At 67.7% G+C, this 19,595-nt stretch carries 22 protein-coding genes; 10 read left to right on the plus strand and 12 right to left on the minus strand.

Annotated features, from left to right (window positions below; genetic code table 11):
• Window positions 1-74 precede the first annotated feature (74 nt).
• On the plus strand, window positions 75-2,198 hold the full coding sequence (locus P0Y50_05825) for a peptidase M13 (protein ID WEK41124.1): 2,124 nt from the start codon (window positions 75-77) through the stop codon (window positions 2,196-2,198).
• A gap of 352 nt (window positions 2,199-2,550) precedes the next feature.
• On the opposite strand, the gene hisS is transcribed toward P0Y50_05825, so the two are convergent.
• A complete protein-coding gene (gene hisS / locus P0Y50_05830) occupies window positions 2,551-4,041 on the minus strand; it encodes a histidine--tRNA ligase (GenBank protein ID WEK41125.1) in 1,491 nt (496 codons plus the stop codon).
• A 133-nt stretch (window positions 4,042-4,174) separates the two neighbouring features.
• Between hisS and P0Y50_05835 the strand changes: the two genes are divergently transcribed.
• Together P0Y50_05835 and P0Y50_05840 are read left to right on the plus strand one after the other, a co-directional pair.
• Entirely contained in the window at window positions 4,175-4,396 is a 222-nt protein-coding gene (locus P0Y50_05835; GenBank protein WEK41534.1) for a hypothetical protein, read from the plus strand.
• Window positions 4,393-4,974 (plus strand): peptidase S14, encoded by a 582-nt coding sequence (locus tag P0Y50_05840; protein WEK41126.1) that lies wholly within the window; start codon window positions 4,393-4,395, stop codon window positions 4,972-4,974. The genes P0Y50_05835 and P0Y50_05840 overlap by 4 nt, the downstream gene beginning before the upstream one ends.
• A 9-nt stretch (window positions 4,975-4,983) precedes the next feature.
• Here the strand turns inward: P0Y50_05840 and hslV are convergent, their stop codons facing one another.
• Window positions 4,984-5,556: an ATP-dependent protease subunit HslV gene (gene hslV, locus P0Y50_05845; protein ID WEK41127.1), complete on the minus strand. Its 573-nt coding sequence runs from the start codon at window positions 5,554-5,556 to the stop codon at window positions 4,984-4,986.
• Between the two features lie 119 nt (window positions 5,557-5,675).
• Between hslV and P0Y50_05850 the strand changes: the two genes are divergently transcribed.
• Window positions 5,676-6,086: a BLUF domain-containing protein gene (locus tag P0Y50_05850; GenBank protein WEK41128.1), complete on the plus strand. Its 411-nt coding sequence runs from the start codon at window positions 5,676-5,678 to the stop codon at window positions 6,084-6,086.
• Between the two features lie 44 nt (window positions 6,087-6,130).
• Window positions 6,131-6,868, plus strand: coding sequence for a molybdopterin-synthase adenylyltransferase MoeB (gene moeB / locus P0Y50_05855; protein WEK41129.1), 738 nt, complete (start codon window positions 6,131-6,133; stop codon window positions 6,866-6,868).
• A 4-nt stretch (window positions 6,869-6,872) separates the two neighbouring features.
• On the opposite strand, the gene P0Y50_05860 is transcribed toward moeB, so the two are convergent.
• On the minus strand, window positions 6,873-7,124 hold the full coding sequence (locus P0Y50_05860) for a hypothetical protein (GenBank protein ID WEK41130.1): 252 nt from the start codon (window positions 7,122-7,124) through the stop codon (window positions 6,873-6,875).
• Window positions 7,125-7,245: 121 nt separating this feature from the next.
• Here P0Y50_05860 and P0Y50_05865 point away from each other — a divergent pair, with 121 nt between their 5' ends.
• Complete coding sequence (locus P0Y50_05865; GenBank protein WEK41131.1) at window positions 7,246-8,448, plus strand: hypothetical protein; 1,203 nt, start codon at window positions 7,246-7,248, stop codon at window positions 8,446-8,448.
• On the opposite strand, the gene P0Y50_05870 is transcribed toward P0Y50_05865, so the two are convergent.
• Window positions 8,445-9,431 carry a D-glycerate dehydrogenase gene (locus P0Y50_05870; protein ID WEK41132.1) on the minus strand — a complete coding sequence of 329 codons (987 nt, stop codon included), beginning with the start codon at window positions 9,429-9,431 and terminating at the stop codon, window positions 8,445-8,447. The genes P0Y50_05865 and P0Y50_05870 overlap by 4 nt on opposite strands.
• Before the next feature lie 67 nt (window positions 9,432-9,498).
• On the opposite strand from P0Y50_05870, the gene P0Y50_05875 reads away from it, so the two are divergent.
• From P0Y50_05875 to P0Y50_05890, 4 genes are all read left to right on the plus strand, one after another.
• Window positions 9,499-10,071: an SH3 domain-containing protein gene (locus P0Y50_05875; GenBank protein ID WEK41133.1), complete on the plus strand. Its 573-nt coding sequence runs from the start codon at window positions 9,499-9,501 to the stop codon at window positions 10,069-10,071.
• Window positions 10,072-10,140: 69 nt separating this feature from the next.
• Window positions 10,141-10,677, plus strand: coding sequence for a 3-hydroxyacyl-[acyl-carrier-protein] dehydratase FabA (fabA, locus tag P0Y50_05880; protein ID WEK41134.1), 537 nt, complete (start codon window positions 10,141-10,143; stop codon window positions 10,675-10,677).
• Window positions 10,678-10,743: 66 nt separating this feature from the next.
• On the plus strand, window positions 10,744-11,961 hold the full coding sequence (gene fabB / locus P0Y50_05885; GenBank protein WEK41135.1) for a beta-ketoacyl-ACP synthase I: 1,218 nt from the start codon (window positions 10,744-10,746) through the stop codon (window positions 11,959-11,961).
• Window positions 11,962-12,376: 415 nt separating this feature from the next.
• Window positions 12,377-13,420 carry an aspartate-semialdehyde dehydrogenase gene (locus P0Y50_05890; GenBank protein ID WEK41136.1) on the plus strand — a complete coding sequence of 348 codons (1,044 nt, stop codon included), beginning with the start codon at window positions 12,377-12,379 and terminating at the stop codon, window positions 13,418-13,420.
• A 21-nt stretch (window positions 13,421-13,441) separates the two neighbouring features.
• On the opposite strand, the gene truA is transcribed toward P0Y50_05890, so the two are convergent.
• The 8 genes from truA to P0Y50_05930 all read right to left on the minus strand — a co-directional run bounded on the left by truA (window position 13,442) and on the right by P0Y50_05930 (window position 19,570).
• Window positions 13,442-14,185, minus strand: coding sequence for a tRNA pseudouridine(38-40) synthase TruA (gene truA / locus P0Y50_05895; protein WEK41137.1), 744 nt, complete (start codon window positions 14,183-14,185; stop codon window positions 13,442-13,444).
• Entirely contained in the window at window positions 14,185-15,108 is a 924-nt protein-coding gene (fmt, locus tag P0Y50_05900) for a methionyl-tRNA formyltransferase (GenBank protein ID WEK41138.1), read from the minus strand. Before fmt ends, truA begins: the two co-directional genes overlap by 1 nt.
• A 97-nt stretch (window positions 15,109-15,205) precedes the next feature.
• Window positions 15,206-15,448, minus strand: coding sequence for a hypothetical protein (locus P0Y50_05905; GenBank protein WEK41139.1), 243 nt, complete (start codon window positions 15,446-15,448; stop codon window positions 15,206-15,208).
• Window positions 15,448-16,023, minus strand: coding sequence for a peptide deformylase (def, locus tag P0Y50_05910; GenBank protein WEK41535.1), 576 nt, complete (start codon window positions 16,021-16,023; stop codon window positions 15,448-15,450). The genes P0Y50_05905 and def overlap by 1 nt, the downstream gene beginning before the upstream one ends.
• A 70-nt stretch (window positions 16,024-16,093) precedes the next feature.
• Window positions 16,094-16,495, minus strand: coding sequence for an acyl-CoA thioesterase (locus P0Y50_05915; protein WEK41140.1), 402 nt, complete (start codon window positions 16,493-16,495; stop codon window positions 16,094-16,096).
• Window positions 16,496-16,527: 32 nt separating this feature from the next.
• Entirely contained in the window at window positions 16,528-17,091 is a 564-nt protein-coding gene (locus tag P0Y50_05920; GenBank protein ID WEK41141.1) for a hypothetical protein, read from the minus strand.
• A gap of 22 nt (window positions 17,092-17,113) precedes the next feature.
• A complete protein-coding gene (locus tag P0Y50_05925; protein ID WEK41142.1) occupies window positions 17,114-18,283 on the minus strand; it encodes a polysaccharide export protein in 1,170 nt (389 codons plus the stop codon).
• A 30-nt stretch (window positions 18,284-18,313) separates the two neighbouring features.
• On the minus strand, window positions 18,314-19,570 hold the full coding sequence (locus tag P0Y50_05930; GenBank protein WEK41143.1) for a glycosyltransferase family 1 protein: 1,257 nt from the start codon (window positions 19,568-19,570) through the stop codon (window positions 18,314-18,316).
• Between the last annotated feature and the right edge of the window lie 25 nt (window positions 19,571-19,595).

Here is a 19,595-nt window from a genome sequence, read left to right on the forward strand (position 1 = left end):
GGCGACAGCCCCCTGTCTGGGTCTAGGGTCCGCGCCGAACCGCCCATTTTCGGGGCGGAGCCCAGGACCCAGTGATGAAACGACTGCTTATCGGCGCCGCCGTCGGCGCCCTTCTGCTGCCCGCCAGCGCCGCCTTCGCTCAAGACGCCGACCACGACCACGCCTGCATCGACGAGACCTGCTCGATCGTCTCCCTGTTCTCGGGCGAGGAGACCGCCGCCGGCTGGCAGGGCACGACGGCGCCGCGTTACGGAACCTGGGGCTTCGACATGGCGGGCCGCGACACTGCGGTGAAGCCTGGCGACGACTTCTTCGAATACGCCAACGGCAAGGCGCTGGAGAAGCTGGTCATTCCGTCGGACCGCACCAGCTACGGCTCGTTCGCCCTGCTGCGCGAACTGTCCGACAACCGCATGAAGGAACTGGTGACGGGTCTGGCCGCGCGTCGCGATCTGGCCGCCGGTTCGGACGAGGCCAAGATCGCCGACGCCTATCGCTCCTACATCGACGAGGCGCGCATCGAGCAGCTGGACGCCCAGCCGCTGCAACCCTATCTGGCCGCGATCCGCGCCGCCGACAGCCATGACAAGATGGCCGTCTATATGGGCCAGACGGTCGGCCGCTTCGGTTCGTCCTTCTTCGGCACCGGCATCACCATCGATGCGAAACAGCCGACCCGCTACGTCGTCTCGACCGGCCAGTCAGGCCTGGGCCTGCCGAACCGCGATTACTATCTGGACGCCCGCTATGCGGACAAGAAGGAGAAGTATCAGGCCTATGTCGGCCGTATGCTGACGATGATCGGCTGGGCTGACCCGACCGAGACCGCCGCCCAGATCGTGGCGCTGGAACAGAAGATCGCCGAAGCCCACTGGACCCCGGTCGAGAACCGCAATCGCGACAAGACCTATAACGAATTCACCATCGCCCAGCTGGCCCAGCAGGCGCCGGGCTTCGAATGGCAGGCCTATTACGACGCCGCCGAACTGGGGGGCGTGCCGCGCCTGATCGTGCGCCAGGACACGGCCATGCCCAAGATCGCGGCCATCTACGCCGAGACGCCGGTGGCCCTGTTGCAGGCGTGGGAAGCCTTCCACACCGCCGACGACATGGCGCCCCTGATGTCCAAGCGGTTCTCGGACGCCCAGTGGGAGTTCCGTTCGCGCGACCTGTCGGGCCAGCCCGAGCAGCGCACCCGCGAGAAGCGCGCCATCTCCTTCGCCGAGGGTTCGCTGGGCGAGGCGACGGGCCGTCTCTATGTCGCCCAGTATTTCCCGGCCGAATCCAAGGCCAAGATGGAAGAACTGGTCGCCAATCTGCGCACCGCCCTGTCGCGCCGGATCGAGAACCTGACCTGGATGGGGGCTGAGACCAAGGCGGCGGCGCAGGAGAAGCTGCGCAAATTCACCGTCAAGATCGGCTATCCCGACAAGTGGCGCGACTATTCCGGCCTGGACATCCGCGCCGACGACCTGGTCGGCAACGCCGAGCGTCGCGGCCTGTTCGAATGGAACTATGATCTGTCGCGCCTGAACGAGCCGGTCGACAAGTCGGAGTGGGGCATGACCCCGCAGACGGTCAACGCCTACTACAACTCGGCCAATAACGAGATCGTCTTCCCGGCGGCCATCCTGCAGCCGCCCTTCTTCGATCCGAACGGCGATGCGGCGGTCAACTATGGCGGCATCGGCGGCGTGATCGGCCACGAGATCGGCCACGGCTTCGACGACCAGGGCTCCAAGTCCGACGGCGACGGCGTGCTGCGCAACTGGTGGACGCCTGAGGACAAGGCCCGGTTCGAGGCCCTGACCACGCGCCTGGGCGAGCAATACGCCACCTATGAGCCGATCGCCGGCTATCATATCAACCCCGGCCTGACGATGGGCGAGAACATCGGCGACGCCTCGGGCGTGGCCGTGGGTCTGGAGGCCTATCACCTGTCGCTGAACGGTCAGGCCGCGCCGGTGATCGACGGCACGACCGGCGACCAGCGCTTCTTCTACGGCTGGGCCCAGGTCTGGCAGTCGAAGTATCGCGACGAGGCGCTGAAGCAGCAGGTCGCCACCGACCCGCACTCGGCCGCCCAGTTCCGCGTCATCGGCCCGCTGCGCAACGTCGACGCCTGGTACGACGCCTTCGACGTCCAGCCCGGCACGAAATACTATCTGACGCCGGACCAGCGCGTTCGCCTCTGGTAAGCGACGGGTCTTCGATAGACGGAAAAGGCCGGGGTCCGCCCCGGCCTTTTTCATGGCCGACGCACGGTGAAGGCGCGGATTCTATGGGCGTCGAGACCAGGGCGGATCTGGATTTCAGGCATAGAAAAGCCCGCTGCGGGGGATACATCGCAGCGGGCTATCTTGCTCTTTAAAGAGCGGACGTTTCCTCCCCGAAACGCCTTCGAGTGCTGCGCGCTTGAGCAACGCTTGCCCTCGAGTGAGTTCATTTGACGCAAGGGCAGGTCGGGCGTCAACGGCGCATTTCGCCAGAGTCGAACTTTCTTCGACTTATCGATGATAACCCATTTCGCCGCCCCATAATTATCGAAGCTTATTCGATAATGCTCCTGATGGCGGCGAGCAGACCCTCGCGGGGGATCTTCATCTGGCCCGGACGTTCGGCCTTCCAGGCGTCGTTGTCGGCGATGGCGGCGGCGGCGGCGCGGCCCGCGTCCAGATCCTTGATGGTCACCTCGTTCGCCGCGATCTCGTCGCCGCCAAGAATCACCACGGCCGGGGCGCCGCGCCGGTCGGCGTATTTCATCTGGGCCTTCATGCCCGCCCGGCCCAGATAAAGCTCGGCGGCGATGCCGGCGGCGCGCAGTTCAGCGACGGCGTTCAGGTAATGGCCCATGTCGTCCTCCGAGAAGACGATGACCACGACCGGGCCGCGCACCGCATCTTCTGCGCCCCGTCCCGCCGCGCGCAGGGCCGAGGCCAGACGCGAGACGCCGAAGGAGAAGCCGGTCGCCGGAACGCTCTGACCCGTGAACCGGGCGACCAGATCGTCATAACGGCCGCCGCCGCCGATGGAGCCGAAGCGGACCGGGCGGCCCTTGTCATCGGTGGTGTCGAGCAGCAGTTCGGCCTCGAACACGGCCCCGGTATAATATTCCAGACCGCGCACGATGGTCGGATCGAACTTCACCGCGTCCTGATCAACCCGCATGGCGGTCAGCGCCCGGTCGATGGCACCCAGTTCATTCAGCGCCGCCTGTCCCGCCGCGCCCAGATCGCCCGAACGGGCAACGGCGTCCAGCGTCTCGGCGCGCGACAGGCCGGGCGTGTTGGCCGAGACCAGGAAGGCTTCGATGGCCCCCGTCACCTTGGCGGGCAGTTGTGCGCCCTTGGTGTAGTCGCCGGATTCGTCCAGGCGGCCCTCGCCCAGCAGTTGGACCACGCCGTCCCAGCCCAGACGGTCGAACTTGTCGATGGCGCGCAGCGCGGTCAGGCGCTGGCCCGCCTCGGTCACGCCGCCCGCGTCGAACAGGCCGTCGAACAGTTTGCGGTTCGAGACGCGAATCTGCGCCTGACCCGCATCCAGTCCTGCCCCGCGCAGACCCTCGCAGGCCATGGCGATGATTTCGGCGTCCGCCTCGGGCCGGTCCGAACCGACCGTGTCGGCGTCGCATTGCCAGAACTCGCGGAAACGGCCGGGGCCGGGCTTCTCGTTTCTCCAGACGGGGCCATAGGCGTAGCGGCGGAACGGCTTGGGCAGGGTCTCCCACGTCTGGGCCGCGAACCGGGCCAGGGGCGCGGTGTGGTCATAGCGCAGGGCCATCCAGTCGCCCGGTTCGTCCGAACCCGCGTCATCCTGCAGCGCGAAGACGCCTTCGTTCGGACGGTCGGCGTCGGGCAGGAACTTGCCCAGGGCGTCGGCGTATTCGAAGGCCGGGGTCTCCAGCGGCTCGAAGCCCCAGCGCTCATAGACCTCGGACACGCGCGCCACGATGCGGCGTTCGGCGGTCAGGTCGCGCCCGCGCTTGTCGGCGAAACCGCGCGGATTACGGGCGAGCGGGCGGATGGGGGCTTCGTCAGTCATGGCGCGCGCTTAAGCCAAGGGGCGCGACGGCGCAAATCGTCACGCATCGCCTCATCGCATGGTCGGGCCGTTCGCCTTGGCAATATCTTGTTGCGAAAGGAAAAATCCCACGCAGGAAGGAACTGTGTCGGTGATGTGTCGTTGGGACGCCATGACGCCGCACGCCCTGATTTTTCCCCGCACCTGCAATACGTCGGACAGACGCACCATCCGGTGGTTCGAGTGCGAACTGATCGACGAAACGGGCGCACGACGGGTGCTCGATCAGGCGTTCTTTTCCCTGGGGGAGGCGAAATCCTGGGCCTCGGCGCAAGGCTATCCGGTCGATGAGGCGGACGCCCGGAACACCCGATGACCGACGTGTCCTTGACGGGACCGCTGGACGCCGCCGCCTTCGACAGGCCCCGTATTCTTCTGGCCGGGGCGGTGGACTACGCCATGTACGACCGGTTCCGGGACCAGCTTTCCCAGGCGCCGGACAGCGGCCTGGCGGTCATCGAACTGTCCACTCTGGGCGGCGATCCCGAGGTGGCGCGGATGATGGGCGAGGACGTGCGGTTCCATAGCGACATCAATTCCGGGCGACGGCTGGTGTTTCTGGGCAAGGCCGCCATCTACTCGGCCGGCGCGACCTTCATGAGCTTTTTCGCTGTGGAAAACCGCTATCTGACGCGCGGGACGCGGGTGATGATCCATGAGCGCAAGATGGACAAGCAACTGCACATCACCGGCCCGCTGACCACCTGCATCGCCTCGGTCAAGGCGATGCTGAATGAGCTGGAACACTCCATCGCCATTCAGGACGAGGGTTTCGAAAACCTGGTGCGCGGCAGCGCCGTCACCATGGACGAGGTTCTGAAACGCGCGCCGGAGAACTGGTATATCGAGGCGCAGCAGGCCAAGACCCTGGGGTTGATCGCCGGCGTGCTGTAAGACGACGCCTCAGTCGCCCAGGGTTTCCACCGTCAGATTGCCGTTGGTGTAGACGCAGATTTCGGCGGCGATCTTCATCGCCTTGCGCGCGATCTGTTCGGCGTCCAGCTCGGTTTCCTCGATCAGGGCGCGGGCGGCCGACAAGGCGTAGTTGCCGCCCGAACCCACGGCCGCGACGCCGTATTCCGGCTCAAGCACGTCTCCGACACCGGTGACGGTGAAGATCGAGGACTTGTCCGCCACCAGCAGCATGGCCTCCAGCCGACGCAGATAGCGGTCGGTGCGCCAGTCCTTGGCCAGATCGACGCAGGCGCGAGCCAACTGGTCCGGATACTGTTCCAGCTTGGCCTCAAGCCGTTCGATCAGGGTGAAGGCGTCTGCGGTCGCGCCTGCGAAACCGGCCAACACCTTGCCCCCCGCCAGAGTCCGCACCTTGCGCGCCGCGCCCTTGACGATGGTCGGCCCCATCGAGACCTGGCCGTCGCCGGCGATCACGGTGCGCCCGTTCTTGCGCACCGCCAGAATGGTCGTGCCGTGCCAGTCGGGAAAGGAAGAGGCGGTCGTGTCGAAGGGGCGGGTCATGGCCGACAGATGGACAGGACCGGTCGTGCGATCAAGGGCGCGGACGCTGCATTCTGTTAACGCTCATGGCCTAGCAGTCTTGCCCGGGCCGCGGCCCGCAGTTGCGTATGAGTGTGTCCATGCCCTTGTTTCGTATCGTCTATGTCAGCCAGGCCGCCGGGCCCGCCGCATCGGGTCTGATGCCGTTGGTGGACATCATCGGCGTATCGGACCGAAATAATCGCCGAGATCAGCTGACGGGCGTTCTGATGCGGCATGAGGGGCGTTTTCTGCAGGTGCTGGAAGGCGCGCGGGTCGATCTGGATCGGACGCTGGCGCGGGTTCGGTCGGATGGACGCCACGCGGATCTGACGGTCCTGTCCGACCGGCCCGTGGAGGCGCGGCTGTTTCCCGGCTGGGCCATGGCGCGCGTCGAGGCGACGCCGGAGGCGGCGCGTTTCCTGAGCGCCGACATCGGCCGGGAAGACGTGCCGGCCGTTCTGGATCGCATTCTGACCGATCTTTCGCCGACGGCGGCCGACACGGTCTGAGCGTCGGGCCTCGCGATCCGCTCTCGGGATCGCTAGATGGGGGCGTGATCTTTTCCGAAGACGAAGTCGAACGCTATGCGCGCCACCTGGTCCTGTCCGAGGTGGGCGGGCCGGGGCAGCAGGCGCTGAAGCGCGCCCGCGTCCTGATCGTCGGCGTGGGCGGCGTGGGGACGCCGGCGGCCCTGTATCTGGCGGCGGCGGGCGTGGGGACGCTGGGGCTGATCGACGACGACGTCGTGGGCCTGTCCAATCTTCAGCGCCAGATCGCCTTTTCCACCGCCGAGGTCGGGCGGCCTAAGGTCGAGGCGGCGGCGGATCGGCTGACGGGGTTGAACCCTCATGTGGTTGTCGAAACCCATGCCGAACGCCTGACGCAGGACAACGCCGTCCAGCGGATCGGCGCCTATGATCTGGTGCTGGACGGGACCGACGATTTCCAGACGCGGCTGTGGGTCAATGCGGCCTGTTTCGCGGCGGGTCGGCCCCTGGTGTCGGGCGCCCTGGGTCGCTGGAGCGGGCAGGTCGGCGTGTTTACGGGCCGGCCCTGTTATCGCTGCCTGGTGCCCGAGATTCCGCCGGACGCCGAAACCTGCGCCCGCGTCGGGGTCGTGGGCGCCCTGGCCGGGGTGATCGGCTCGATGGCGGCGCTGGAGGCGATCAAGCTGCTGACGGGCGCGGGCGACGCCCTGACCGGTAGGCTGCTGCTTTACGACGGTCTGGCGGGCCAAGCGCGCACGGTCCGGGTCGCGGCCGATCCGACCTGTCCGGTGTGCGGCGGCTGACCGCTCAGGCGGCGCTGGCGAAGCGGATGTCGGCCATATCCAGATCGGCCAGAGGGGCGGCGAAACCCAGTGCGGGGTTGCTTAACACCGTCACCAGCCGTTCGCCGCAATAGAGATACAGGGTCTCGTATCCGACCCAGTTGCGGGCCACGCCGTCCAGCGCCTGATTGGCGTTCTGGTCGTTCGAGGCGTCCAGAACGCAGATGTCCCTGACCGGCACGCCGGGCAGATTGACGATGCAATAGTAGGAGTCCAACGCAACACTTCCTCAGACAGGACGCCGGAAACGAAGTTCGTCTGCGGCGGTTCCGCTCCTGCCCGTGGTTTTCGACAGCCGTATTAGGCGCGTTCGACAGACTTGTGAAAAAGGAGGCCAGATGGCCCGACGACCCGCCGCGCCGAAACGTCTGAACGCCGCCAATCTGACCGGGCTGGGGGCGGATCGGCTGGGGGAACTGCTGATGCAGGCGGCCGATGCAGACCCGATCCTGAAACGCCGCCTGCGCCTGATCCTGGCGGCCGAGGCGGGGCCTGACGCCCTGGCGCTGGAACTGGACAAGCGGCTGACCGCCATGGCCGCCAGCCGGGCGCGGGTGTCGTGGCGAAAGCGGCCCGATCTGGTGCGCGACCTGTGGGTGCTGAGCGAAGGCGTCGAGACCCTGAGCCGCCTGTCGCCCGCCGAGGGGCTGATGCGGCGCATGGCCTGGTTCGACCTGTTTCGCGGGCTGACATCGCGGGTCAAGGACCCGCGTGGCGAGGTGGCGGATGTGTTCGAAACGGCGGCGCCCGCCCTGTGGCAGGCGGCCGATGCGGCGGTTCAGGCCGATCCCGCCGTCGCCGAAGCCTTGGCCGAGGCCGTTCAAGACCATCCGATGGACTATGCCCGCTGGATCGGGGCGGGCGGCGAGGCGCTGACGCCCGATCTGGCGCGGCGCCTGCTGGAGCGGCTGGATGCGACGTCGGGCGCGCGGGGATTGCGGACGGCGGTGCGGCGGCTGGCTGATCGGGCGGACGACCTGGACCTGTGGCTGTCGCTGGTCACGCCCGAGGAGCGCGGTTCGCCGGACTTCGCCGCCGCGATGGCGCGGCGTCTACTGATCGCGGGCCGTATCGCCGAGGCGCGTCAGGCGCTGGAAGGCGCCCTGTCGCCGTCGCCGGCCAACCGTCGCTGGACCTTCGGCCGCTCGCCCGACGGCGCCCCGCGCCTGACGCCGGCGTGGGAGGCGGCCTCGATCGACTTGATGGAGGTGGAAGGGCGCAAGGACGAGGCGCAGGACCTGCGCTGGGTGATGTTCGAACGCGATCTGTCGGCGCCTGTGCTCAGGACCTATCTGGCGCGCCTGCCGGACTTCGACGACGTGGAGGCGCTGGATCGCGCCCTGGCCTACGTCGCCGCCCATGCCGATTTCGAAGCGGCGCTGGGCTTCCTGATGGACTGGCCCGCCCACCGCGAGGCCGCCGCCCTGGTCGAGCGTCGAATCAGGGAGGTCCGGGCGTCGCTGGCGCTGAAAGACGACTGGGCGGCGCGACTGGCGCAGAAATACCCGGACGCCGCCGAACGGTTGCTGGCCTCGGCCTAAAGCATCGCCGGGATGACGCGGTCGGGCGGACGGTGGCCGTTCTGGTAGGTCATGACATTGGCGATGACCCGATCGCCCATATCCTGACGCGCCTCAAGGGTCGCCGAACCGAGGTGGGGCAGAAGCACGACATTGGGCTGGCCCAGCAGGCCGGGATGGATGTCCGGCTCGTTCTCGAACACGTCCAGGCCGACGCCTGAGATCGCCCGCATGGCCACCGCCTGGGCCAGGGCCGCCTCGTCGATCAGTTCGCCGCGCGCGGTGTTGACCAGTATGGCGTGGGGCTGAAGCCGGGCCAGCCGTCCGGCCGAAAGCAGATGGTGCGTGTCCTTGGTCGCCGGGCAATTCAGCGAGATGATGTCCATGCGCGACAGCATCTGATCCAGATCGTCCCAGTAGGTGGCGCCCAGTTCCTCCTCGATCAGGGCCGAGACGGGCTTTCTGTTGTGATAATGGACCTGGAGTCCGAACGCCTTGGCGCGGCGGGCCAGGGCCTGACCGATCCGGCCCATGCCGACGATCCCCAGCCGCTTGCCCCAGAGTTTGCGCCCGCACATCCAGGTCGGGGTCCAGCCCTCGAACTTGTTCTCGGCGATGACTTCGGCGCCTTCGACGATGCGGCGGCTGACCGCCAGAATCAGGCCCATGGCCAGGTCAGCGGTGTCCTCGGTCAGGACGCCGGGGGTGTTGGTGACGATGATGCCGCGCGCCACGGCGGCGTCGATGTCGATATGATCCACGCCTGCGCCGAAATTGGCGATCATCTTCAGCTGTTCGCCCGCGCCGTTGATCAGGTCGGCGTCGATGACGTCGGTGATGGTGGGCACCAGAACCTCGGCGCGCTGGACCGCGGCCTGAAGCGCGGCGCGGTCCATCGGCTGATCCTTCAGGTTCAGCTCGGCGTCGAAAAGCTCGCGCATCCGCGTTTCCACCGCGTCGGGCAGGCGTCTGGTTAATACGACCTTAAGCTTGCGGGCGGACATTCTCGGCCTTGGTTTGCGGGCGGCGGTTCTTCGGGACGAAAGCCCGCGCGACGGGTCGTTCCATTCAGTGTCTAGCAAAGCCGCCGCCATCTTCCAAAGCCTGCGACGCCGCATGGTCGCGGTCCTGGCCCTGATGGGCCTGGCGGTGATGTCTGGCGCGGGCGCGACCATGCCCGACGGCCGCCCCACGCCCACGGGCCTGGAGGTGCCGCGCTGGATTTCGCTGAAGTCCTCGCACGTTCGGGCGCGACAGGGACCGGGGCTGGATTATCCGATCCTGTGGGAATATCGCGCCGCCGGCCTGCCGGTTCAGGTGATCGCCGAGACCAGCGAATGGCGAAAAATCTGCGATCCCGACGGGGCGGTGGCCTGGATCCACCGCACGGTGTCGTCGGGGCGCCGCTACGTCTTCAACACGACGGCCGAGGAAATTCCGATCCGTTCGGGCCGGTCCGAGACGTCTTCGGTGCGCGCCCGCCTGTCGCCGCGCGCCCTGATCGCTCTGGACGACTGCGAGGACGGCTGGTGCAAGGTCCGCGCGCGCCGGATGGAGGGCTGGGCGCCTCAGCGCGCCGTGTTCGGAACCCAGGAACGGGCCCTGTGCAACGCCAACCGGCCCGCCGGGACGGGGCGGGGCTGATGCGCCGCTGTTGAGCGAAGCGGCGCGGTCGTGTAACCCGCGCGCAACGCCTTGAAAAACGGAAGCGCCTTGACCCAGTCCCAATATCCTTCGTCCTTTGATCATGAGGCCCTGCTGGCCTCGGGCCGTGGCGAGCTGTTCGGGCCCGGCAACGCCCAGCTGCCCGCCCCGCCGATGCTGATGTTCGACCGCATCGTCACGATCAACGCCGATGGCGGCGATCACGGCAAGGGCTATGTCGAGGCGGAACTCGACATCAATCCCGAGCTCTGGTTCTTCCAGTGCCACTTCATCGGCGACCCGGTCATGCCCGGTTGCCTGGGCCTGGACGCCATGTGGCAGCTGGTCGGCTTCTATCTGGGCTGGATCGGCGGACCGGGGCGCGGCCGCGCGCTGGGCGTCGGCGAGGTCAAGTTCACCGGCCAGGTGACCCCCGACATCAAAAAGGTGGTCTATAAGATTCATCTGAAGCGCGTCATCAACCGCAAGCTCGTCATGGGCATCGCCGACGGCGTGCTGGAGGCTGACGGCCAGGTCATCTACACCTGCAATGATATGCGGGTCGGACTGTTCGGCGCTTCCAAGGACGAGGCGGCGGGCGGCTAAGGCCCCTATATAACCGCGAACAGGGCGGATGGTCCTCGGGCCAGGAAGCATCAAGAAGGAAACACCATGCGTCGTGTCGTCGTCACCGGCCTCGGCATCGTCTCCTCCATCGGCCATGGCGCCGAAGAGGTGACCCAATCCCTGCGTGAAGCCCGCTCGGGCGTCGTCCATGCCGCCGATCACGCCAAATACGGCTTCCGCAGCCAGGTCTGGGCGCCGCCCAGGATCGGCCCGTGGGAAGAACTGGTCGACCGGCGCGCCGCCCGCTTCCTGGCCAACGGCACCGCCTGGGCGCACATCGCCTTTGAAGAGGCCCTGAAATCGTCGGGTATGACGGCCGAGGAAATCCGCGACGACCGCATCGGCCTGATCGTCGGCGAGGGCGGCCCCTCGACCCAGGTGATCCTGCAGGCGGCGGCGACCACCATCGAGAAGGGCGCACCCAAGCGCATCGGCCCGTTCGCGGTGCCCAAGGCGATGGCCAGCGGCCCCTCGGCGGTGCTGTCGACCTGGTTCCAGATGCGCGGCATCAACTATTCGATCAGCTCGGCTTGCGCGACGTCGGCCCACTGCATCGGCGCCGGGGTCGAACAGATCCAGTGGGGCAAGCAGGACGTGGTCTTCGCCGGCGGCTGCGAGGACATCGACTGGTCCATGTCCAACATGTTCGACGCCATGGGCGCCATGTCTTCGGACTTCAACGAAACGCCTTCGGTCGCCAGCCGCGCCTATGACGCCAATCGCGACGGCTTCGTCATCGCCGGCGGCGCGGGCATCGTGGTGCTGGAGGAATACGAGCGGGCCAAGGCGCGCGGCGCCACCATCTACGCCGAAGTCACCGGATACGGCGCCAACGCCGACGGCTATGACATGGTCGCCCCCTCGGGCGAGGGCGCCCAACGCTGCATGAAGATCGCGCTGGAGCAGGCGGGCAACCCGAAGATCGACTATCTGAACCCGCATGGCACCTCGACCCCCGTGGGCGACGCCAAGGAGATGGAGGCTGTTCGCGCCGTCTTCGGCGACCAGATGCCGATGATCTCCTCGACCAAGTCGCTGACGGGCCACTCGCTCGGCGCGGCGGGGGCGCAGGAAGCCATCTACTGCCTGTTGATGATGCAGAACGGCTTCGCCGCCGAGAGCGCCCATATCGAGACCCTCGATCCGGCGTTCGAGGGCATGCCGATCCTGCGTCAGCGCCACGAGGGCGAACTGATCCACGTCATGTCCAATAGCTTCGGCTTCGGCGGCACCAACGGCGCCCTGATCCTGTCGAAGGTCTGATACGCCTCAATCCGGCCCCGTCATCCTCGGGCTTGACCCGAGGACCGGGCGTTGGTCGGGCGGTGCGCCTGGATCGTCGGCAATGCGACGGACCATCCGATCCTCGGGTCAAGCCCGAGGATGACGGGGAAGGGGTGCGACGGCTTTATTGCCGTGAAAAGCCTGTTTCATTTCTCCGGGCGTCGTTTCTTTCGCCGCAGCCGGTTTACACGACCGTTTCTCGCCCTTAGAGAGCGTCGCCGTGTCCATGCTCATGACCAAAGCGATTACCACGAAAACCACCTGCCTAGGCGGGGCGGTTTCGGGTGTGCGCAAGGTCTAGCGACGAACCCCGATCCCCAGCCCCGCCGACGCGCGGGGCGGTCCAGCCGGATCGAACACCCCGCGCCTCCCACCTTCCCAGGAGACGCCTTTCATGACCTTTTCCCCGTCCAATCCGCCCCATATCGGCATCGTGGGGGCCACCGGCCTCGTCGGCGAGATGATGCGTAATCTGCTGGCCGAGCGAAACTTCCGGCTGGCCTCGCTGCGCCTGTTCGCCTCGGCCCGGTCGGCGGGCAAGACCATCCGCTTCGGCGATGTCGACGTGGTGGTCGAGGATGCGGCGACCGCCGACTACGCCGGGTTGGACATCGTCTTCTTCTCGGCGGGCGGCGAGACTTCGCGCGCCCTGGCCCCCAAGGTCGCAGCCGCCGGCGCCGTAGTGATCGACAACTCGTCCGCCTACCGCAGCGACCCGGACGTGCCGCTGGTCGTCGCCGAAGTGAACCCCCACGCTCTGGCCGACCGTCCCAAGGGCATCATCGCCAACCCCAACTGCACCACCATGGCCGCCATGCCGGTGCTGAAGCCCCTGCATGAGGCGGCGGGTCTGAAGCGTCTGACCGTCTCGACCTATCAGGCCGTATCGGGCGGCGGCGTCGAGGGCATCCGCGTGCTGGAGACCCAGTCGCGCGCCTCGGTCGATCAGGGTGCGGCCCTGGCCCGTGACGGCGGCGCGGTCGATTTCGGCGGGCCCGAGAAGTGGGTCGTGCCGATCGCCAACAATGTGGTGGCCCTGAACTACAGCCTGTCGGAGGACGGCTATACCGACGAGGAGCTGAAGCTGCGCGACGAAAGCCGCAAGATTCTGGAAATCCCCGGCCTGCCGGTGTCCGGCACCTGCGTCCGCGTGCCGGTCTATTCGGGCCATTCCCTGTCGATCAACGCCGAGTTCGAACGCCCGATCTCGGTCGCGGCGGCGCTGGAGATTCTGGGTCAGGCGCCGGGCGTGGTGGTGACCGATGTGCCGAACCCGCTGGACGCCACGGGCAAGGACCCGGTCTTCGTCGGCCGGGTGCGTCCCGATCCGACCGTCGCACACGGCCTGGCCCTGTTCGTCTCCAACGACAACCTGAGAAAGGGCGCGGCGCTGAACGCGGTCCAGATCGCCGAGGTTCTGGTCCAGCAGAACGGCTGATCCGTCCGGAACAGGCGGGGTTCAGTCGTAGCGCACGCCGCTGAGATAGAGCCCCGCCGAGGGGGCGACGGGGCCGCACCGCGCGCGGTCCTTCGCCTCCAGCGCCGTCTTGACGTCATGGGCGGTCCAGCGGCCCAGACCTACCTCGACCAGCGTCCCTGCCATCGACCGGACCTGACGGTGCAGGAAGCTGCGCGCCTGGAACACCAGATGCACCTCCTCGCCGAAACGGCTGACGCGGGCCACGTCCAGCGACTTGACCGGCGATTTCGCCTGGCACCCCATGTCGCGGAAGGTGGTGAAATCGTGATGGCCCACCAGCACCTGGGCCGCGTGGTGCATGGCCTCGGCGTCCAGCGTCTTCTTGACGTGCCAGACGCGGTCGCGCTCCAGCACAGGCTGCGGGCGGCGGTTCAGGATGCGGTACAGATAGCCCCGCCCCGTCGCCGAGAACCGCGCGTGCCAGTCGGGATCGGGGGCGTATTCCGCCGACAGGACACAGACATCCTGTTTGATCAGATGGGCGTTCATTGCATTCAAAACCGTGTCGACAGGCCAGTCGCGCGCCAGATCGGCATGGATGACCTGGGCCGTTGCATGGACGCCGGTGTCGGTGCGGCCGGCGGCGGCGATGCGGATGCGCTCGCCCGAAAAGGCCGCGATGGCGTCCTCGACCGCGCCCTGGACCGTCGGCTGGCCGTCCTGGGCCTGAAAGCCGTTGTAGGCCGTGCCGTCGTATTCAATCGTCAACTTGTAGCGCGGCATCAGCCGAGCAGGGTCCCTGCGGGCAGGGGGAAGCCGCGCAGCATCTCCTCGGCCGATTGCGCCGCCTTGCCCTCGCGCTGGACGCGGATCAGACGCACGGCCCCGGTCCCGCAGGCCACGGTCAGGGCGTCGTCCAGCACCGCGCCCGGCGTCCCCGAACCCTCGGCCAGAGCCGACAGCAGGGCCTTGATCCGCACGGGGCCGTCCTCGGACGGGGTTTCGAACCAGGCGCCGGGGAAGGGCGACAGGCCGCGGATATGGGCGTCCACCTCGGCCGCCGGGCGGGTCCAGTCGATCCGGGCCTCGGCCGGGGTGATCTTTTTGGCGTAGGTCGGCTCTCCGACCTGCTCCGAAGGGGTGACGCCGCCGCGCTCGATGGCCGCCAGGGCGCGGGGCCACAGGGCGGCGCCGACATGGGCCATGCGTTCCGACAGGCTGGCCGCCGTGTCGTCGGGGCGGATGTCCATCAGTTCGCTGAGCAGGATGGGGCCTTCGTCCAGCCCCTCGCCCATCTGCATGATCTGGACGCCGGTCTGGGCGTCCCCGGCCATGATGGCGCGCTGGATCGGCGCCGCGCCCCGCCAGCGCGGCAGCAGCGACCCATGCAGATTCAGGCAGCCCAGACGCGGCGCCTCAAGCACCGCAGGCTTCAAAATCTGGCCATAGGCGACCACGCAGGCCGCATCCAGGTCCAGGCTCTGGAAGGTGTCGATGGCGTCTTGGGCCTTCAGGCTCTCGGGCGTAAAGACGGGCAGACCCATGGTTTCGGCGAAGGCGTGGACCGGCGACGGCGTCAGCTTCTGGCCCCGGCCCCTGGGGCGCGGCGGTTGCGAATAGACGGCGACGATCTCGTGGCCCGAAGCGATAAGCTCGGCCAGAGAGGGCACGGCGAAGTCGGGAGTTCCCATGAAGGCAAGGCGCATGGGCACGGCTTTAGAGCATGATCGTTTCGGACGGAACCGCAATGCGGTTCAGGCCGGGGCGTGAATCATGCTCTCGAAGAAAGACGGTTTAGGTCGCCTACTGCCAGCGGGTGAAGACGCCGCCGCCCTCATCCCATTCGCCGCCCGCGTCCAGCGCGTCGTCGAAGTCGAGCAGGCGGTCCAGCAGCAGGCCGGCCACCACGCCGATCAGGGCCACACCGGCCAGGGTGGCCACGCCCGCGACGCCGACCTTCTGGCTGCGAGTCAGACGACGACGGCCCTCGGTGTCGATGACAAGCGACTGACCACGACGGATATTGGGACGGGGTTGGCGTTTCATCAGGCGGCGATCCTGTCCTTGGCGGCCTTCTTCACCTTGGTCACGGCGCGTTCGCGCTTCAGTCGCGACAGGTGGTCGATGAAGAGCACGCCGTTCAAATGGTCCATTTCGTGCTGGATGCAGACGGCGTAGAGGCCCTCGGCCTCCTCCTCCACAGACTGACCGTCACGGTTCAGATAGCGAATGCGGACGCGGGCGGGGCGTTCCACCTTGTCGAAATACTCCGGGATCGACAGACAGCCTTCCTCATAGGTGTAGAGGTCGTCAGAGGTCCAAAGGATTTCGGGATTGGCGAAAAAGCGCGGATTCTTGCGCGCCTCGGCGTTTTCCGCCGCCTCTTCCTCGGTTTCGCAGACCACGCCGTCCTTGTCGCCAAGGTCCATGACGATCACCCGGTCCAAGGCGCCGATCTGAACGGCGGCCAGGCCGATGCCGGGCGCGTCGTACATGGTCTCCAACATATCGTCCATCAGGGCGCGGACGGCGTCGTCCACCGCCGCGACGGGCGTGGAGACCTTTTTCAGGATCGCCAGATCGGCGGCGTTGTCGATGGTGAGGATGCGTCGGATGGCCATGGCCGGGACGTAGGCGCGCCCCGGCGTCAGGTCAAGATTTCCCACCGTCGCGGTCGGACTTGGCGGGGTCTCAGGCCTTGCCAGGCAGGGGGCGGGGCTTGCGGTTCTCGTCGATGGCGACATAGGTGAAGACGCCCTGGGTCACGCGGACCGAGGCGGCCTGGGGCTGGCCCCGGGCGCGCTTCCAGGCCTCGACCTGGACGCGGATCGAGGTTCGGCCCGAACCGATGACGTGGGCGTAGATGCTGACCTCGTCGCCGACCGAGACGGGCTGGTGGAAGACCATGCCGTCCAGGGCGACGGTGGCGCACCGTCCGCAGGCCAGTTCGAACGCCGGGGTGGCCCCCGCCAGGTCCATCTGCGCCAGGAGCCAGCCGCCGAAGATGTCGCCCTCGGGGTTGGTGTCGGCCGGCATGGCGATGATGCGGCCGACGGGCTGAAACTCGGGCGGGCGTTCGGGGGCGTCGGACATGGGGGGAACCTGATGGTGAGGAGGCGGCGTCCTTATCGCGGCTTTCGCCGCTTGTCGCGCGCCGTGGCGGGCGGCTTGTCCGATTGCTCCGGGGCGGACAGCGTCAGGCGAGAGCCGCGCACGGGCTGGCTGTCGCGCAGGGCCCGCCAGGCGGCGCCCAGCTCCATCGCCGTCAGCAGGTGGTCCTGGGTCAGGATTTCGCGACGTGACGCCCGAATGCGCGCGATGTCGGCCAGCAATCGCGAGGCGGCGCGCAGATCCTCGCGTTCTGATCGCGCGCCCAGGTCCTGCAGCCGGGCGAAGCGCCACCCTTGTTCCGGCGAATGCTCCAGCGTCAGGGCGAACCGTTCCTGGGGCGTCAGTTGGGCGGCGAGGAAGACCCAGCGCTCGTCATCCCGTTCGCGTCGATAATGGCCGGCCTGGGTCGGCAAACCCGCCGCCGCATAGACGGCCAGGGCGCCGGCCTCGATCTCATCCAGCGCCAGGCTGAGCGGATCGGGCTCGACCGGCGTCGCATCGTCGGGGCGGTCGAACGGATCGACCACATCGGGGTCGGAGGCGACGTCGGACCTGCGTCGAAACAGGCCCGAGATCAAAGACCGCCCCCCGACCATGACGTCAGCGGTTCAGCGTGCTGGTCACCGACACGTCATAGACGACGCGGGTCAGGCTCTGGACCACCTCGAAGAACTTGCGCATCTCTGCGGCGCCCGCCAGCGGGACGTAAATCACGTCCTCGGGCATGACCTGCATATTGGTGGCGGCGAAGACGTTGGCGGCGTCATTGAAGTCCAATTCATAGACCACCGGAACGCCGCGCGGGGTGGCGGGTTGGGTGATGCCCAGGGCCTGGGCCACCTCGGGACGTTCGAAACGGAAAATCAAGACACGACGCGCGTTTGCGGTCGCCGTGTTGAGACCGCCGACCTTGGACATGGCGCCGGTCAGGGTCATTGGTCCGGCGGGCATGTCGACCTGAGCCACCGCGTTCAAGGCGCCAAAGGTGGAGAAGCGGCGGGGCTTGTAATGGACGTTGATTACGTCGCCACGTTGCAGGCGGACGTTCTCGCCGAACTCGGTCGTCACCGCCGACAGAGGCGCGGTATAGGTCTGGCCGCCGCGCTGGATACTGATGGTCAGGTCGTCGGTGGTGCGGGCCGAACCGCCGGCGGCCGCGATGACGTCCAGGATACGGTCGCTGTTGACGCCCAGCGGCGCGCGGCCAGGCTGGCGCACGTCGCCCAGCACATTGACGGTGTTGGAGGCGTTGCCTGCGATGGAGACCAGCACCTGCGGATTGGCGACCTTGCCGACCAGGGCGCGCCGGATGGCCGCCGCCGCCTGGGTCGAGGTCAGGCCCTGGACGCGAACCTGGCCGCCGAAGGGAATGGTGACCGATCCGGTGCGATCCACCGTGGCGCCCGGCAGCGCCTGATTGCCGCCGGACATGGTCGCGGCGTTGCGGCCGGACGACGACCCGGAGCCCAGGGTTCCACCGAACAGCGACCCGGACGGGTCGAAGATCGAAATGGCCAGGGTGTCGCCCTCGCCGATGATGTCGGCGGGCTGGTCGCTGGAACCGGCGGCCAGGGTGCCGAAGAACTGCGGGGGCACCTGCTTCATCCGCTCTGTGACCTCATAGGTCAGAGGAACCAGGGCGTAGCTGCCCAGGGCCGAGGCGGTGGTGGCCCCGGAGTTAACGGAGGCGCCGGACGGCCCGTCGCGCGGCAGTGTTGAGCAGCCGCCCAGGATGGCGACGATGGCAAGCGGCAGGATGGTGCGCGTCATGAAGCTTGATAGCCCTTGTTCGCGGATTGATTACAAGCCTTTGGTCGCGCTCGCCAGAGGCGAAGCGCTCCGAAGTCCGATGGCCTGGGCGACGATGCGGAAATGCCCGGTCCAGTCGGGCGCGGCATAGCCTTCCGACGGGGCTGAAGGCGTCGCGATCGTCGCGCTTTCGATGGCGTCCAGCCAGCCCAGGCCGTCCAGCGGATCGATCAGCTCTGCGCCCGGCGTCAACTCGCGGTGGGGCGCAATGTCCGAGGCGATCAAACGCAATCCCATGGCGCAGGCCTCGACCGCCGGCAGGTCGAACCCTTCGACGGAGGATGGGGCCAGGATCGCGTGTGCGCCGCGCATCAGCCGCGCCAGGGCCGCGTCCGACAGGTTGGACGCCTGATGCACCACGCCCTGCAGATTGGGCGAGCGTTGCAGGTGATCCAGAACGGCTTCGTTTTCCCAGCCGTAACGCCCGACCAGAACCAGCGACGGCGTGCGACCGCCCATTCGTTCTTCCAGCCGTCGCCACAGGGTCAGCAGCAGGGCCAGATTCTTGCGCGCCTCGATGGTGCCGACGTGGACGAAATAGGGGCGGGCGGCGGCGACCGCGTCGCCGGCGGCGAAGGCCGGCTCCAGCCCCAAGTGGGCGACGTGGATCGGCGGCTGAGGCAGGCCCTCACGCTGGGCGAAGGCGCGCAGTTCGTCGCCCGTATAGGCCGAGTTGACGATGATCCGGCTGGCGTGTCGCAGGGTGTTGGCGACGCGGGCGTGATGTTTGTCGCCGTCGCCCGGCCGGCAGAACTCGGGATGGGTGATGGGGATCAGGTCGTGGATCAGGATCACCCGGTCTATCCCGGCTGCCTCCAGGTCCTTGAGCGCGGTCGGCTCATGCAGGGTGGTGTGGCCCACATTCAGATAGAGGTCGGCGTGGGGCAGGGGCGTGGCGTGGCGGGAGCGAAAGAATTGCTTCAGCACCCGCGTCTTGTCCGCGGGCTTGTTCTGAACCGGCGCGGGCGGGGCGCCGATCACCGATGCGGCGGGCCGCGCCGGCGCCGTCAGCGCCTCCAGCAATCGGGCTTCGTGGGCGCGGTCCGCGGTCGTGGAGGCGGCGCCGTTCCAGCGGCTGCGAAGGTCGCCCACGAAGCGGCCGAACCATGCGGGATCGACCGGAACCAGCCGGTTTTTGCGTCCGCGCACGGGCAGGACGGTCACGCCGGGCGTCGTCAGCAGCCATTCGGCATAGGCCAGACAGACCCGGTCCACCCCGGTCGGCGCGGAACGGTCGGCCCGGCTCATCAGCCGGCTTGCGTCGTAAAGAATC

The sequence above is a fragment of the Candidatus Brevundimonas colombiensis genome (genome assembly GCA_029202665.1).
Lineage (GTDB): Bacteria > Pseudomonadota > Alphaproteobacteria > Caulobacterales > Caulobacteraceae > Brevundimonas > Brevundimonas colombiensis.

Bases quoted from the DNA above. Each gene is read 5' to 3' on its own strand.
- P0Y50_05905 (WEK41139.1), bottom strand. From the start codon at position 15,448: ATGAAACGCCAACCCCGTCCCAATATCCGTCGTGGTCAGTCGCTTGTC.
- fmt (WEK41138.1), bottom strand. From the start codon at position 15,108: ATGCGCCTTGCCTTCATGGGAACTCCCGACTTCGCCGTGCCCTCTCTG.
- def (WEK41535.1), bottom strand. From the start codon at position 16,023: ATGGCCATCCGACGCATCCTCACCATCGACAACGCCGCCGATCTGGCG.
- P0Y50_05865 (WEK41131.1), top strand. From the start codon at position 7,246: ATGGCCCGACGACCCGCCGCGCCGAAACGTCTGAACGCCGCCAATCTG.
- P0Y50_05890 (WEK41136.1), top strand. From the start codon at position 12,377: ATGACCTTTTCCCCGTCCAATCCGCCCCATATCGGCATCGTGGGGGCC.
- P0Y50_05915 (WEK41140.1), bottom strand. From the start codon at position 16,495: ATGTCCGACGCCCCCGAACGCCCGCCCGAGTTTCAGCCCGTCGGCCGC.
- P0Y50_05930 (WEK41143.1), bottom strand. From the start codon at position 19,570: ATGAGCCGGGCCGACCGTTCCGCGCCGACCGGGGTGGACCGGGTCTGT.
- hisS (WEK41125.1), bottom strand. From the start codon at position 4,041: ATGACTGACGAAGCCCCCATCCGCCCGCTCGCCCGTAATCCGCGCGGT.
- P0Y50_05850 (WEK41128.1), top strand. From the start codon at position 5,676: ATGCCCTTGTTTCGTATCGTCTATGTCAGCCAGGCCGCCGGGCCCGCC.
- truA (WEK41137.1), bottom strand. From the start codon at position 14,185: ATGCCGCGCTACAAGTTGACGATTGAATACGACGGCACGGCCTACAAC.
- hslV (WEK41127.1), bottom strand. From the start codon at position 5,556: ATGACCCGCCCCTTCGACACGACCGCCTCTTCCTTTCCCGACTGGCAC.
- P0Y50_05925 (WEK41142.1), bottom strand. From the start codon at position 18,283: ATGACGCGCACCATCCTGCCGCTTGCCATCGTCGCCATCCTGGGCGGC.
- P0Y50_05835 (WEK41534.1), top strand. From the start codon at position 4,175: ATGTGTCGTTGGGACGCCATGACGCCGCACGCCCTGATTTTTCCCCGC.
- P0Y50_05825 (WEK41124.1), top strand. From the start codon at position 75: ATGAAACGACTGCTTATCGGCGCCGCCGTCGGCGCCCTTCTGCTGCCC.
- P0Y50_05870 (WEK41132.1), bottom strand. From the start codon at position 9,431: ATGTCCGCCCGCAAGCTTAAGGTCGTATTAACCAGACGCCTGCCCGAC.
- fabB (WEK41135.1), top strand. From the start codon at position 10,744: ATGCGTCGTGTCGTCGTCACCGGCCTCGGCATCGTCTCCTCCATCGGC.
- P0Y50_05840 (WEK41126.1), top strand. From the start codon at position 4,393: ATGACCGACGTGTCCTTGACGGGACCGCTGGACGCCGCCGCCTTCGAC.